Origin of the sequence: Neptunomonas sp. XY-337 (assembly GCF_004959845.1) — a bacterium.
GTDB lineage: Bacteria > Pseudomonadota > Gammaproteobacteria > Pseudomonadales > Balneatricaceae > Neptunomonas > Neptunomonas marina.
This window is the reverse complement of the sequence record NZ_SPLL01000010.1, coordinates 39,295-53,394: the sequence shown is the minus strand read 5'-3', so window position 1 is coordinate 53,394 and position 14,100 is coordinate 39,295. Positions and strand designations below refer to the sequence as shown.

Annotated in this window: 12 protein-coding genes, 2 tRNA genes and 1 rRNA gene; 14 read left to right on the top strand and 1 reads right to left on the bottom strand. The window is 48.9% G+C overall.

The window, feature by feature from the left end:
* The 4 genes from rrf to greA form a co-directional block, all read left to right on the top strand.
* Positions 1 to 97, top strand: a 5S ribosomal RNA gene (gene rrf, locus E4L36_RS17470); the annotation flags it as partial.
* A 295-nt stretch (positions 98 to 392) separates the two neighbouring features.
* The gene (gene carA / locus E4L36_RS17465; protein WP_136681636.1) at positions 393 to 1,529 is read left to right on the top strand and encodes a glutamine-hydrolyzing carbamoyl-phosphate synthase small subunit; all 1,137 of its coding nucleotides are present in this window, start codon (positions 393 to 395) and stop codon (positions 1,527 to 1,529) included.
* Positions 1,530 to 1,571: 42 nt separating this feature from the next.
* Positions 1,572 to 4,778 carry a carbamoyl-phosphate synthase large subunit gene (gene carB, locus E4L36_RS17460; protein WP_136681635.1) on the top strand — a complete coding sequence of 1,069 codons (3,207 nt, stop codon included), beginning with the start codon at positions 1,572 to 1,574 and terminating at the stop codon, positions 4,776 to 4,778.
* A 10-nt stretch (positions 4,779 to 4,788) separates the two neighbouring features.
* Entirely contained in the window at positions 4,789 to 5,265 is a 477-nt protein-coding gene (greA, locus tag E4L36_RS17455) for a transcription elongation factor GreA (protein WP_127695999.1), read from the top strand.
* Between the two features lie 35 nt (positions 5,266 to 5,300).
* Here the strand turns inward: greA and E4L36_RS17450 are convergent, their stop codons facing one another.
* A complete protein-coding gene (locus tag E4L36_RS17450; RefSeq protein WP_127696001.1) occupies positions 5,301 to 5,603 on the bottom strand; it encodes a YhbY family RNA-binding protein in 303 nt (100 codons plus the stop codon).
* 463 nt (positions 5,604 to 6,066) lie between these two features.
* On the opposite strand from E4L36_RS17450, the gene E4L36_RS17445 reads away from it, so the two are divergent.
* From E4L36_RS17445 to nusA, 10 genes are all read left to right on the top strand, one after another.
* Entirely contained in the window at positions 6,067 to 6,255 is a 189-nt protein-coding gene (locus E4L36_RS17445) for an SAM-dependent methyltransferase (RefSeq protein WP_240770949.1), read from the top strand.
* Between the two features lie 73 nt (positions 6,256 to 6,328).
* Positions 6,329 to 8,323 carry an ATP-dependent zinc metalloprotease FtsH gene (ftsH, locus tag E4L36_RS17440; protein WP_136681637.1) on the top strand — a complete coding sequence of 665 codons (1,995 nt, stop codon included), beginning with the start codon at positions 6,329 to 6,331 and terminating at the stop codon, positions 8,321 to 8,323.
* 63 nt (positions 8,324 to 8,386) lie between these two features.
* Complete coding sequence (gene folP, locus E4L36_RS17435; RefSeq protein ID WP_136681634.1) at positions 8,387 to 9,247, top strand: dihydropteroate synthase; 861 nt, start codon at positions 8,387 to 8,389, stop codon at positions 9,245 to 9,247.
* Between the two features lie 3 nt (positions 9,248 to 9,250).
* Positions 9,251 to 10,606: a phosphoglucosamine mutase gene (gene glmM / locus E4L36_RS17430; protein ID WP_136681633.1), complete on the top strand. Its 1,356-nt coding sequence runs from the start codon at positions 9,251 to 9,253 to the stop codon at positions 10,604 to 10,606.
* 38 nt (positions 10,607 to 10,644) lie between these two features.
* Positions 10,645 to 11,394, top strand: a complete 750-nt coding sequence (gene tpiA, locus E4L36_RS17425) for a triose-phosphate isomerase (RefSeq protein ID WP_136681632.1) — start codon at positions 10,645 to 10,647, stop codon at positions 11,392 to 11,394.
* A gap of 11 nt (positions 11,395 to 11,405) precedes the next feature.
* A complete protein-coding gene (gene secG / locus E4L36_RS17420) occupies positions 11,406 to 11,762 on the top strand; it encodes a preprotein translocase subunit SecG (RefSeq protein ID WP_127696007.1) in 357 nt (118 codons plus the stop codon).
* Between the two features lie 8 nt (positions 11,763 to 11,770).
* Positions 11,771 to 11,857: transfer RNA gene (locus tag E4L36_RS17415), tRNA-Leu, on the top strand.
* Positions 11,858 to 11,905: 48 nt separating this feature from the next.
* Positions 11,906 to 11,982: transfer RNA gene (locus tag E4L36_RS17410), tRNA-Met, on the top strand.
* Positions 11,983 to 12,098: 116 nt separating this feature from the next.
* Positions 12,099 to 12,554: a ribosome maturation factor RimP gene (gene rimP / locus E4L36_RS17405; RefSeq protein ID WP_136681631.1), complete on the top strand. Its 456-nt coding sequence runs from the start codon at positions 12,099 to 12,101 to the stop codon at positions 12,552 to 12,554.
* A gap of 32 nt (positions 12,555 to 12,586) precedes the next feature.
* Positions 12,587 to 14,077 carry a transcription termination factor NusA gene (gene nusA, locus E4L36_RS17400; RefSeq protein ID WP_136681630.1) on the top strand — a complete coding sequence of 497 codons (1,491 nt, stop codon included), beginning with the start codon at positions 12,587 to 12,589 and terminating at the stop codon, positions 14,075 to 14,077.
* Positions 14,078 to 14,100: the final 23 nt, after the last annotated feature.

Genomic DNA, 14,100 nt, shown 5'->3' with positions numbered 1-14,100 from the left:
TGGACCCACCTGATCCCATCCCGAACTCAGAAGTGAAACGATTTAGCGCCGATGGTAGTGTGGGGTTTCCCCATGTGAGAGTAGGACATCGCCAAGCTTTTAATTAGGAAGCCCTGATCGGCAACGGTCAGGGCTTTTTACTGTGTGTAAAGAAAAATAAGACTAAACGTTTCCTTTTTAATATTCACTCTCTTAGGTCGCAACCCTTTTAATCGGTTGGTTAGCAAAGATAAACGAAGTCGATAGACATCGTTCAGTTCCTATACTAGAATACCGCCCGTTTGCCCGCAGCAAATGCAGGTAAGCGTCAGCTAGTGTAAAAAGTGAGGTGATTTCTCTTTTTACAAATCTCGTACAGATTCCATATATACAGCGCATGCGGGGAGGTTAAATTGACAAGACCAGCCATTCTGGCTCTTGAAGATGGTAGTGTGTTCAAGGGTATTGCTATTGGCGCGGACGGTCAATCAAGTGGAGAGGTGGTGTTTAATACCTCCATGACCGGCTATCAAGAAATTCTTACAGATCCTTCCTATTGCCGACAAATCGTTACATTAACGTACCCACATATTGGTAACGTAGGAACCAACGACGAAGATGAAGAGTCTTCAGGTACTTGGGTTTCTGGGTTGGTTATCCGAGATTTGCCGCTTGTTGCGAGCAACTTTCGTAACCAAAAAACGCTAGATCAGTATCTAAAAGATAACAATATTGTTGGTATCGCAGATATTGATACGCGCCGCTTAACTCGTCTATTGCGTGAAAAGGGCTCACTGAATGGTTGTATTATGGCCGGTGAGATCTCTGAGGAAAACGCGCTCGCTGCTGCCAAAGCTTTCCCTGGTTTGAAGGGTATGGATTTAGCGAAAGAGGTATCGGTCAACGCTGCATATGAGTGGAACTCAAGCACATGGGCTCTCGGTGAAGGTCATCGCGATATCGCGCCGCAAGAGCAACCTTATCATGTGGTAGCTTATGACTTCGGTGTAAAGCGCAATATTTTGCGTATGTTGGTTGAGCGCGGATGCCGTGTAACAGTGGTTCCTGCGCAAACTCCTGCTGCTGACGTTTTGGCCATGAAGCCTGATGGTGTATTTTTATCAAACGGTCCTGGTGATCCGGAGCCGTGTGATTACGCGATTGAGGCTATTAAAGCTATCTGTGAAACTACGCTACCCGTTTTTGGTATTTGCCTTGGCCATCAGTTACTCGCATTAGCTTCCGGTGCACAAACTATCAAGATGAAGTTTGGTCATCACGGTGCCAACCACCCGGTGCAAGACTTGGATCACAAGCAAGTGATGATCACTAGCCAAAACCACGGTTTTGCGGTGGATGAATCTTCGTTACCAGAGACCCTGCGTGCTACTCACAAGTCATTGTTTGATGGCTCACTACAGGGCATCGAGCGTACAGACCGCTCTGCCTTTAGTTTCCAAGGACACCCGGAAGCAAGCCCAGGTCCTCGTGATGTCGCTCCGCTGTTTGATCGCTTTATCAAAGAGATGGCTGCACACAAAAACGCTTGATCGATTGATCAGTAAAGTAAACAGATTTGACCGGTTGTTAGAATGCCAAAACGTACGGATTTAAAAAGTATACTGATTCTGGGTGCAGGTCCGATCATTATCGGACAAGCATGTGAGTTTGACTATTCGGGTGCGCAAGCCTGTAAAGCGCTACGTGAAGAGGGCTACCGAGTTATTTTGGTGAACTCGAACCCAGCAACAATCATGACTGATCCAGCGATGGCCGATGCGACATACATCGAGCCTATTAACTGGAAAACAGTAGCGAAAATCATCGAAAAAGAGCGCCCAGATGCATTATTGCCAACAATGGGTGGTCAAACAGCTTTGAACTGTGCGCTTGATCTTGAGCGAGAAGGTGTACTGGAGCAGTTTGGTGTTGAGATGATTGGCGCAAACGCAGACACGATTGATAAGGCAGAAGATCGTGATCGCTTCGACAAGGCGATGAAGAATATTGGACTCGAGTGTCCACGTGCTTCTATCGCACATAGCATGGAAGAAGCGCTACAAGTGCAAGCGCAGCTTGGTTTCCCTTGTATTATTCGCCCATCTTTCACGATGGGTGGCTCAGGCGGTGGTATCGCTTACAACATCGATGAGTTTGTCGAAATTTGCGAACGTGGTTTGGATCTTTCACCGACAAACGAGCTGCTGATTGATGAATCGCTGATCGGTTGGAAAGAGTATGAGATGGAAGTTGTTCGTGATAAAAACGACAACTGCATTATCGTCTGCTCGATCGAAAACTTCGATGCAATGGGCGTGCATACAGGTGACTCAATCACGGTAGCGCCTGCACAAACGCTAACTGACAAAGAGTATCAACTGATGCGTGATGCTTCTTTGGCTGTACTACGTGAGATCGGCGTAGAGACAGGTGGTTCAAACGTACAGTTTGGTGTTAACCCGAAAGATGGCCGTATGGTTGTCATCGAAATGAACCCACGTGTATCTCGTTCATCCGCATTGGCTTCTAAAGCAACGGGTTTCCCTATTGCCAAAGTTGCTGCAAAGTTGGCCGTAGGTTATACGCTGGATGAGCTACAAAACGATATTACGGGTGGAGCGACGCCTGCGTCATTCGAACCTTCTATCGACTACGTAGTGACTAAAATTCCACGCTTCACTTTTGAGAAATTCCCTCAGGCGAACGATCGCCTGACGACTCAGATGAAGTCGGTGGGTGAGGTGATGGCGATTGGTCGTACGCAGCAAGAGTCATTGCAGAAAGCGCTTCGTGGTCTTGAGGTTGGAGCGACCGGCTTCGATCCAGTGCTTGATCTAGATAGCGAAGACGCGCGTTCAACGATCATTCGTGAAATGAAAGAACCGGGCGCTGAACGTATTTGGTACCTTGGCGATGCTTTCCGTATGGGTATGAGCGTCGACGAGTTATACCGTATCAGTGGCATTGATCCATGGTTCCTTGTGCAGGTTGAAGACCTGATCAGAGAAGAGCAGCACGTTGCCGAAATGGCGATGTCAGGCTTAGATAAAGACGCGGTTTATCGCCTCAAGCGTAAGGGCTTCTCTGATGCACGTTTGGCGACTCTATTAGGTGTTTCTGAGAAGCAGTTTAGAAAGCACCGCCAAGCGTTAGGTGTCCGTCCTGTTTACAAGCGCGTTGATACGTGTGCTGCGGAGTTTGCCTCTGATACTGCTTACATGTACTCCACTTATGAAGAGGAGTGTGAAGCAAACCCATCTAGCCGCGATAAGATTATGGTCATTGGCGGCGGTCCAAACCGTATCGGTCAGGGCATTGAGTTCGATTACTGCTGTGTGCATGCAGCCCTTGCTGCGCGTGATGATGGTTTTGAAACGATCATGGTTAACTGTAACCCTGAGACGGTTTCAACTGATTACGATACATCTGATCGTCTGTTCTTTGAGCCTATTACGCTTGAAGATGTGTTGGAAATTGTAAACGTAGAGCAGCCGAAAGGGGTTATCGTTCAGTATGGTGGTCAAACACCATTGAAACTGGCCGTTGCTCTAGAACAAGCGGGTGTGCCAATCATTGGTACGTCACCAGAGGCGATCGACCGTGCTGAAGACCGTGAGCAGTTCCAGCAGATGCTGAAGCGTCTTGGCTTGAAACAGCCAGAAAACTCTACAGTGCGTTCACTCGAAGAGGCGATCATAGAAGCAGAGCGTATCGGTTACCCGCTCGTTGTACGCCCTTCCTACGTTCTTGGTGGTCGCGCTATGGAGATCGTCTACAAGGAAGACGAGCTGCGCCGTTACATGAATGAAGCTGTGCAAGTGTCTAACGAAGCCCCAGTGCTACTCGACCACTTCCTGAATGCGGCGATTGAAGTCGATATCGATGCTGTTTCTGATGGTGAGACTGTCGTTATTGGTGCGATCATGCAGCATATTGAACAGGCTGGCGTTCACTCTGGCGACTCTGCTTGCTCTTTCCCTCCTTACAACTTGCCGGCTGACGTGCAGGACTTGATGCGTGAGCAGGTTAAGAAGATGGCGCTGGAGCTTGGGGTTGTGGGCTTGATGAACACGCAGTTGGCTTACCAAGATGGCGAGATCTACGTGATCGAAGTCAATCCGCGTGCATCGCGTACTGTGCCATTTGTCTCTAAGTGTATCGGTGTGTCGCTTGCTAAGATCGGCGCTCAGGTGATGACAGGCAAAACGCTGAAAGAGCTTGGTTTTACAGAAGAGATCGTACCGACGCTATTCAATGTGAAGGAAGCGGTATTTCCATTCAATAAATTCCCATCAGTGGATCCGATTCTCTCTCCAGAGATGAAGTCTACCGGCGAAGTAATGGGCTCTGGCACAACCTTTGGCGAAGCGTTTATGAAGGCAACGATTGGTGCTGGTGAGAAGATGCCAACGCCAGGGCGTGCGTTTATCTCGGTTCGCGATGTGGATAAAGACGGTTCTGTTCGCGTTGCAAATGCGTTGCTAGATCTTGGCTTTACGCTATGTGCGACCGGCGGTACAGCTGCTTTCTTGCAAGAGAAAGGTTTCGATGTTGAAGTGGTCAACAAAGTGATGGAAGGTCGTCCTAACATCGTTGATATGATCAAAAACAACGAGATTGCTTATGTGGTCAACACAACCGAAGGCCGCAAAGCAATTGCCGACTCCGCAGAGATTCGTCGTAGCTCTCTTCAGAACAAGGTTGCTTATACGACTACCCTTGCAGGTGCAGAAGCGATTACAATGGCGCTTCAATATGGCGAAGAGAAGACTGTTCGTCGTCTACAAGATTTGCACTGAGGAGTGAGAGATGAGTCGTGTCCCTATGACCGTTGCGGGCGAAAAAGCGTTACGAGCTGAGTTAGATCAGCTCAAAACGGAAGCTCGTCCGCGTGTCATTGCTGCTATCGCGGAAGCGCGTGAGCATGGCGATTTAAAAGAAAACGCTGAGTATCACGCTGCCCGAGAAGAGCAGGGCTTTATCGAGGGGCGCATCCAGGAGCTTGAGGGTAAACTCTCTCATGCTCAGGTGATTGATGTCACTGCGTTGCCACAAACCGGCAAGGTTATCTTTGGCACAACAATTGTGATTATCAATCTCGATACGGATGAGGAAGTTCGTTACCAGATCGTAGGTGATGATGAAGCGGACATTAAAAACGGCAAGTTATCGGTGAACTCACCGATAGCTCGCGGCCTGATTGGTAAGTCAGAGGGTGATATCGCGGCCATCCGCACCCCAGGTGGAGATGTGGAGTATGAGATTGCAGAGGTTCTGCACATCTAAGGCCAATAAAAAAGCCGCCCTTATGGGCGGCTTTTTTAACGTAGCAAGTTAGAGAGCTTAGGGTTAGGCTCTAAAGATGGGCGGTAGATCAGGGCGATATTACCGATCTCTTGCACAATAGTCGCTTCCACAATCTCGCATAGTTCGCGAATGAGTTGTTTCTTAATGGTGCGGTCACCTACAACGAACTTTACCTTGATCAACTCGTGATCTTCCAGGGCGCGATCCACTTCAAGCTGGATGTTTTCCGTCAGCCCCTTTCCTGCCACCGTAACCAGTGGGTTAAGGCTGTGACCGATGGTGCGGAACTGTTTCTTTTGCTCAGGCGTCAGGCTCATACTAAAATTGTTATCTCATGGTTAGGTGGCGTGAGGCCACAGGGTATTCATATCCTTATTCTACCTGAGAGCTGTGCGGCGTTAAACCAAAGAGATATTTTTGTGTCAAGGCTGAAATCAATGAGTGCAGCATGAGCGCGTTTTTATAGATCGTCTGTATGGCGCTGAAAAGCAAAAGAGCTGCTCGGTCGAGAACTCGCCTTGTGGAGCGTCATGAGCAAGGCAGTCTGCACACATGCGGCACATTTGTGTTTTGGATCTGTAAGTCAAAGCCGAGTTAATCGGCGAGCGCTACGGTAGAGTTTCAAGGTGCTGCACAGAACAATCGGCAACAGAGCAGGCACAGCAAGACAGTGGATGTGAGTTTGTAGGCCTTGTAATTTCAGATACGGCCCCCAGTATAAATAGTACGAACTCTATTGATCAGCTTACTGCTATCTCTTTGATTCTGTGAGCACTTGATATGGTGCAGCAAGTTTTGAAACCTAATGGTGATCTTGTTGCCGAAGTGTTCCGAAGTGCGGGTTTTGATCAGTATTTAGCCGATGTGCGTACAAGTTTTACAAAGGTTGTTACCTGCAAGCCTGACTCCTCTCGAATTTGGTCGCGAGAAGCCGATATTGCTGGGTTAGTTAAAAAGAGGCGTGAATAGCCAACCGGGCGCAACTCGTGTAGTTTAGCGTTCGCAGATTGATGTTTAATTAGAGGATTGTCTTTTGAACGATATGGCAAAGAATCTGGTACTTTGGTTAGTTATTGCTGCAGTGCTGCTGACAGTATTTAACAACTTCAGTGCAGAAAGTGACCCAGGTCGAGTGACGTACTCCGACTTTGTTACTGAGGTGCAAAAAGGGCAAGTATCTAAAGTCGTGATTGATGGCTTCACGATCCGTGGCCAACGTGCTAACGGAGAGCGCTTCCAAACGATTAGGCCCGCGCTTCAAGATCCAAAGCTTGTGGACGAGTTGTTAGCTAACGACGTTGTCATCGAGGGTAAGCAGCCAGAACAACAGAGTATCTGGACGCAGTTGTTGGTCGCTTCATTCCCGATTCTAGTTATTATCGCGATCTTTATGTTCTTCATGCGCCAAATGCAAGGCGGCGGTGGAAAAGGCGGCCCGATGTCGTTTGGTAAATCCAAAGCCCGCATGATGAGCGAAGATCAGATCAAGACAACGTTCGATGATGTGGCCGGTGTTGAAGAGGCTAAAGAAGAGGTGAAGGAGCTCGTTGATTACCTGCGTGATCCGAGTAAGTTTCAGCGTCTCGGTGGTAATATTCCACGCGGTGTTTTGATGGCAGGCAACCCGGGTACAGGTAAAACGTTGCTGGCTAAGGCTATTGCTGGTGAGGCCAAGGTACCATTCTTCAGTATTTCGGGCTCTGATTTCGTAGAGATGTTCGTGGGTGTAGGTGCATCCCGTGTGCGAGATATGTTTGATCAAGCTAAGAAGCATGCACCGTGTATCATCTTTATCGACGAGATTGATGCGGTCGGTCGACACCGTGGTGTTGGTATGGGCGGTGGTAATGACGAGCGCGAGCAAACACTAAACCAGTTGCTGGTTGAGATGGATGGCTTCGAAGGCACGGAAGGTATTATCGTTATCGCGGCAACTAACCGCCCTGATGTACTTGACCCTGCGCTATTGCGTCCTGGCCGTTTTGACCGTCAGGTTCATGTTGGTCTGCCAGACATCCGAGGTCGTGAGCAAATCCTTAAAGTACACATGCGTAAAGTGCCAATCGGAGATGATGTTAAACCTGAGCTGATTGCACGGGGTACACCGGGTTTCTCTGGTGCTGACCTTGCTAACCTAGTGAATGAGGCGGCCTTATTCGCAGCACGAGCTAGCAAGCGTACGGTTGGTATGGATCAATTTGAGCGCGCTAAAGATAAAATCATGATGGGCGCCGAGCGTAAATCCATGGTGATGTCTTACAAGGAGCGTCTCAACACGGCGTACCATGAATCGGGTCATGCGATCGTGGGTCGCCTAATGCCGGATCATGATCCGGTGTATAAGGTATCTATCATTCCTCGCGGGCGCGCTTTAGGTGTGACTATGTTCCTGCCGGAAGAGGATCGTTACAGCCATAGCCGGCAAACGATCATCTCGAATATCTGTTCTTTGTACGGTGGACGCATCGCAGAGGAGATGACGTTAGGCAAAGAGGGCGTAACAACGGGTGCCTCTAACGATATCCAGCGCGCTACCTCGATGGCACGTAATATGGTTACAAAATGGGGTTTATCTGATGCGATGGGCCCACTGCTTTATGATGACGAAGACAGTGATCCATTTAGCCGTGGCTATGGCCAAGCCGCTAAGCCTCTTGCAGAAGAGACTCAACGTAAGATTGATGCCGAGGTAAGAAGCATCATTGATGAGTGCTACAAAAAGGCTTATCAGTTACTTGAAGATAACCGCGATATCCTTGAGTCGATGACGCAAGCGCTGATGAAGTATGAGACGATCAGCAGCGAGCAAATTGACCAGCTTATGGCTAGAGAAGCGGTATCTGATCCTGATGGCTGGGTTGATGAGAAAGCAGAGGATAAACCTGCAGAAGAGTCTGCATCGCTTGATAGTTTAGAAGATAGCGAAGAAGCTTCCTCAGAGGCGTCTGATGATCAACCACAGAAGGACCCAGATGTGCCTGAAGCGCCAAGGCAAAGAAAGCCTGAAGGCGATGACGATGAAGGCAAAATGGTCTAACGTAAAGTAGTTATTTAAAAGGCTGGGTTTCCCAGCCTTTTTTGTTTTCGGAGCGGATGTCGGATGAGTAAACAGTTGGTTTGTAACGATAAGGTCTTGGACCTATCTCGAGTGCAAGTGATGGGTATTTTGAACGTCACCCCTGATTCATTTTCTGATGGAGGTCGGCTTTATCAAAGTGGTAATGGCGTTGCGCTTGATCAATTGTTGCGTAAGGCTGAGGCCATGGTGAGTGCAGGTGCGTCTATACTGGATGTGGGGGGCGAATCGACCCGTCCGGGAGCTGCGCCGATCAGTGAGCAGGAGGAGTTAGATAGAGTTATTCCTGCCATTGAAACGCTCAAGCGCGAGTTCGATGTTGTTGTATCGATGGATACCAGCAACGCTGCAGTCATCTGTGCAGGCGCCGAGTCGGGGGCGGGTTTTATTAACGATGTACGAGGGCTATCTCGCAAGGGTGCGATCGCCGCTGCAGCGACAACGGGGCTACCCGTATGCCTCATGCATATGCAAGGCGACCCCTCAACGATGCAAGACTGCCCTGAATATGTGTCGGTTGTTGATGAGGTGCAGCAGTATTTAATTCAGCGGGTAAAGTGCTGCCTAGATGCAGGTATCAAACAGGACGCTATTGTTATCGATCCCGGTTTTGGTTTTGGTAAAACCCTAGAACACAATTTGGCGTTGTTAAATCGCCTCGAAACATTAGATGTTTATGGTCTCCCGCTACTCATAGGCACATCGCGCAAGAGTATGATTGGAAATGTCTTGGATCGACCTGTCGATGAGCGCCTGCACGGCAGTTTAGCGACAGTCGCAATTTCTGTAATGAAAGGCGCACGTATTGTTCGTGTTCATGATGTAGAAGAGACAATAGACGTAGTAAGAATGACGGAAGCTGTACTGCTTGAAAAGAGAGGATAGAACGTGGGAAAACGCTATTTTGGTACTGATGGTATTCGTGGTCAGGTCGGTAAGTTTCCGATTACTCCAGACTTTATGCTTAAACTGGGCTGGGCCGCAGGTAAAGTCTTCGCTCGTGAAGGTTACTCAAAGATTTTAATCGGTAAAGATACACGTATCTCCGGCTACATGTTTGAGTCTGCATTAGAGGCGGGCTTGTCGGCAGCTGGTGTAGATGTGTTGTTAACCGGCCCGATGCCAACGCCAGCAATAGCTTATCTCACGCGAACTTTTCAGGCGAACGCCGGGATTGTGATCTCCGCATCTCATAATCCGTTTGGCGACAATGGCATTAAATTCTTCTCAGCTGAAGGCACTAAGCTTCCCGATGAGATAGAGCATGCCATCGAAGCGCAGATGGATTTGGTCATGACTACCGTTGATTCGGGCATGCTCGGTAAAGCGAGCAGAATCGCCGACGCGGCAGGGCGTTACATCGAGTTCTGTAAAGCCACTGTGCCGTTGGGCTTTAATTTGCAAGGCTTGAAGATTGTCCTCGACTGCGCAAATGGCGCAACTTATCACGTCTCTCCTCAGGTATTACGTGAGCTGGGTGCAAACGTTATTGAGATCGCGTCCTCTCCTGATGGGCTCAATATCAATGAGTCCTGCGGTGCGACATCGCCGCAGCGTTTACAGAAGTCGGTTGTCGCTGAAGCCGCCGATCTCGGTATTGCATTGGATGGTGATGGCGACCGGGTCATCATGGTGGACGAGAATGGCGAAGTTGTCGATGGCGATGAAATCCTGTTTATTGTTACACAGCATATGAAAGCTCGTGGTGTTCTGTCTGGTGGTGTGGTTGGAACGCTGATGAGTAACTTTGGCTTAGAGCAATCACTTAAGAAGATTGGTGTCCCCTTTGTGCGCGCGAATGTGGGTGACCGTTACGTGATGGAGAAACTGGCAGAGCATGACTGGGTGCTAGGTGGCGAGAGCTCCGGGCACGTGGTTTGTCGCCATTTAACCTCGACGGGCGATGGTACGATCTCGGCTTTACAAGCTCTGCGTGCGATGCGTGAAACAGGTAAAAGTCTGGCCGAGCTGAAGTCGGGTATGCAGAAAATGCCACAAGTCATGATCAATGTCAGAATGGCTAAAAAGGTCGACGTTAAAAGTGTGGCTGCGATACAAGATGCAGTAAAAAGCGTTGAGGCTGAACTTGGCTCGAGCGGCCGCGTGCTACTGCGCCCTTCCGGCACAGAGCCGTTGGTTCGCGTTATGCTGGAAGGTGAGAATCCTGAGGTCATTCAGACTCTATGCGAAGAACTGGCTCAAGTTGTTGAAAAAACATTAGAAGCGCTTGTCAGCGAAGAGTAAGTCAGTTAATATTTGCGCCTCTTTGACGGGGGGATAACGTGCGTAACCTAGTTATTGCTGGAAATTGGAAAATGAATGGTTCTCAAACCTTCGCGCAAGAAATGCGAGAAGCGCTTGATAACGCAGACTTTTCTGAACGCATCACTACGGTAGTTTTTCCTCCGTTTTTGGCAATTCATGCCATGCTCGGTAGCGGTAAATTTGCTGTTGGAGCGCAGAATTGCTACACGGAACAAAGCGGTGCATACACGGGTGAAGTATCTCCTGAGTTAATTGCAGATGCTGGATGTCAGTATGTTTTAGTCGGACATTCGGAGCGCCGTACGCTGCTTGGTGAAACAGACCAGGTAGTGGGTAAGAAGGTCAAGCTGGCCGTTTTTGCTGGTTTAACGCCTGTTCTGTGTGTCGGCGAGACGTTAGATGAACGTGAGTCTGGCAACTTTAAAGATGTCGTAGAGCAGCAAGTTGTGGCTGGTTTGAAAGAGCTGAACGGCGATGAAGTGAAGCAGGTTGTCGTGGCATATGAGCCGGTGTGGGCTATAGGCACTGGCAAAACAGCCTCTGCTGATCAAGCTCAAGAAGTTCACGCACATATTCGATCAGTGCTTAATAGCGCCTTCGATGGTGCGGGTGACGCTATCTCGATTTTGTATGGCGGTAGCGTTAAGTCGGAGAATGCAGCAGAGTTACTTGGTTGTGCCGATATTGATGGTGGCCTAATCGGTGGCGCATCATTGAATAGTAAAGAATTTATAACCATCTGCAGAATTGCTGCAGATAGTCATTAAGCGAGAAAGTCATGGAAACACTAGTTTTAGCAGCACATGTTATTGTCGCAGCAGCGATTATTGTACTTGTGTTGTTGCAGCAAGGTAAAGGTGCTGAAGCTGGTGCAGCGTTTGGCGGTGGTGCTTCTCAAACGGTCTTTGGTAGCCAAGGTTCTGGCAGCTTTTTAGGTCGTTTGACGGGCATTATGGCAGCTGGCCTTTTCGTAACAAGTTTTGTTTTAGCTATCTACGCAAAAGAGAAAGCAGTTTCTGTTCAAGATGCTGGTATTCCAGCGGTAGAAGTTGTTGAAGAAGTAGAGCAAAACAACCTTCCTACTCTGGAAGAAAGCGCAGCGCCAGCTGATGCAGATGTTCCAGTAGCAGAGTAAAAGTTTATGCCCAAGTGGTGGAATTGGTAGACACGCTATCTTGAGGGGGTAGTGACCTATCGGTCGTGCCGGTTCAAGTCCGGCCTTGGGCACCATGTTTGCAAAAAGGTGTGTAGGTATATATAATGCGCACCTGTTTCTGATGCGGGGTGGAGCAGCTTGGTAGCTCGTCGGGCTCATAACCCGAAGGTCGTTGGTTCAAATCCAGCCCCCGCTACCACTTAAGAAAGCCCCTTTTAAGGGGCTTTTTCGTAGGTTTGGTGTAATTTGTAGTCGCAGAAATGGGTCCAAGAGGCCCATTTTTTGTTTCTGAGATAAAGAAAAGAGGTCGTTTCGTTGTCTGCGAAGCTTAAATTAATTCAAGAACTGATTCAGCCGTCGGTCGAGGCTTTAGGTTGTGACTTGTGGGGTGTTGATTATCTCTCACAAGGCAAGCATACGACCTTGCGGATCTATATCGATAAAGAAGATGGCGTAACGGTTGATGACTGTGCAGCAGTTAGCCACCAAGTTAGCGGTGTTCTCGACGTTGAGGACCCGATAAACGGAGAGTATACGTTAGAGGTTTCCTCTCCGGGTATGGATCGGCCTCTTTTTACCTTGGAGCAGTTTGCTGCCTATCGAGGACACAAGATCCAAATGCGCCTGCGCGTGCCGTTTGAAGGGCGTCGTAACTTCAAAGGCATCTTAAATGGTGTTGAGGGTGAAGATATTTTGCTGGTTGTGGATGATGAAGAGTTTTTGTTGCCGATCGATCTGCTTGATCGAGCACAAGTGATTCCACAGTTTTAATAGCACACAAGACTATTGGGCGAGGCAGTAGCATGAATAAAGAGATTCTACTGGTTGCAGAAGCAGTATCGAATGAGAAAGACGTCCCACGCGATGTTATCTTCGAAGCGATCGAGCTGGCTTTGGCGACAGCGACAAAGAAAAGATACGAAGAAGAAGTTGATATTAATGTGGTAATCGACCGCGCTACGGGTGATTACGACACATTCCGTCGTTGGAAAGTTGTTAGCAATGATGAAGTGCCTGCACTAGGTACTGAGCTAACAATGGAAGAAGCTGAAGAGATCGATACTAAGCTGCAGCCAGGTGACATCCACGAAGAGCAAGTGGAATCTGTTGCGTTCGGCCGTATTGCTGCGCAGACAGCAAAGCAAGTTATCGTACAAAAAGTGCGTGAGGCTGAGCGAGCTAAAGTTGTTGACCAATACAAAGACAAGCTTGGTGAGCTGATCTCTGCAAGCGTTAAGAAAGTAACGCGTGACAATGTGATCGTCGATCTTGGTAATAACGCAGAAGCTCTGCTACCTCGTGATAACTTGCTACCTCGCGAAGTATTCCGTATGGGCGATCGTGTGCGCGCGGTGTTGGCAGAAGTACGTAGCGAAGGCCGTGGCCCTCAGCTGGTATTGAGCCGTACCTCGCCGGAGATGTTGATCGAGTTATTCCGTTTGGAAGTACCGGAGATCTCTGAGGAAGTTATTGAGATCCGTGCGGCTGCCCGTGACCCCGGCTCCCGAGCAAAGATTGCTGTTAAAACTAACGACGGCCGCATCGACCCGGTAGGCGCTTGTGTTGGCATGCGTGGTGCGCGTGTTCAGGCCGTTTCCGGTGAGCTTGGTGGTGAGCGCGTCGATATTATTCTTTGGGACGACAACCCAGCTCAGTTGGTCATCAACGCGATGTCGCCTGCTGAAGTCGCTTCCATCATCATGGATGAAGAGACCCATTCCATGGACGTAGCGGTTGACCAAGATGCTTTGGCAATGGCAATCGGCCGTGGTGGTCAGAACGTGCGTTTAGCGTCCGATCTGACGGGTTGGGAACTTAATGTAATGACAGAGCAAGATGCCGCTGAGAAACAGCAATCAGAGATGGGCTCTGTTATGGAGGTATTCGTAAAACACCTTGATGTGGATGACGATGTAGCGGAAGCACTGGTTGCTGAAGGCTTCACGACACTGGAAGAGGTGGCTTACGTACCTGCTGAAGAGATGCTTGAAATCGATGGTTTCGATGAAGACATCGTACAAGAGCTAAGAACGCGAGCGAAGGATGCGTTATTGAATCTTGCATTAGCTAGTGAAGAAGAGCTAGAGAATGCGGAACCTGCGCAAGACTTGCTAGAGATGGATGGTATGGAGCGTAACCTTGCGTTCCAGTTGGCCGCTAAAGGCGTTATCACCATGGAAGATCTCGCAGAGCAATCTGTAGAGGAACTGTTGGAGATCGAAGGTATCACCGAAGAGCGAGCGGCTGAGCTGATTATGACAGCGCGTGCTCCCTGGTTCGCGGATGAAGACTAAGGTCAACGGAGGAGGTTTACCAA

Coding starts and splice junctions, on each gene's coding strand:
- carB (WP_136681635.1), top strand. CDS start 1,572: ATGCCAAAACGTACGGATTTAAAAAGTATACTGATTCTGGGTGCAGGT.
- greA (WP_127695999.1), top strand. CDS start 4,789: ATGAGTCGTGTCCCTATGACCGTTGCGGGCGAAAAAGCGTTACGAGCT.
- E4L36_RS17450 (WP_127696001.1), bottom strand. CDS start 5,603: ATGAGCCTGACGCCTGAGCAAAAGAAACAGTTCCGCACCATCGGTCAC.
- E4L36_RS17445 (WP_240770949.1), top strand. CDS start 6,067: ATGGTGCAGCAAGTTTTGAAACCTAATGGTGATCTTGTTGCCGAAGTG.
- ftsH (WP_136681637.1), top strand. CDS start 6,329: ATGGCAAAGAATCTGGTACTTTGGTTAGTTATTGCTGCAGTGCTGCTG.
- folP (WP_136681634.1), top strand. CDS start 8,387: ATGAGTAAACAGTTGGTTTGTAACGATAAGGTCTTGGACCTATCTCGA.
- secG (WP_127696007.1), top strand. CDS start 11,406: ATGGAAACACTAGTTTTAGCAGCACATGTTATTGTCGCAGCAGCGATT.
- nusA (WP_136681630.1), top strand. CDS start 12,587: ATGAATAAAGAGATTCTACTGGTTGCAGAAGCAGTATCGAATGAGAAA.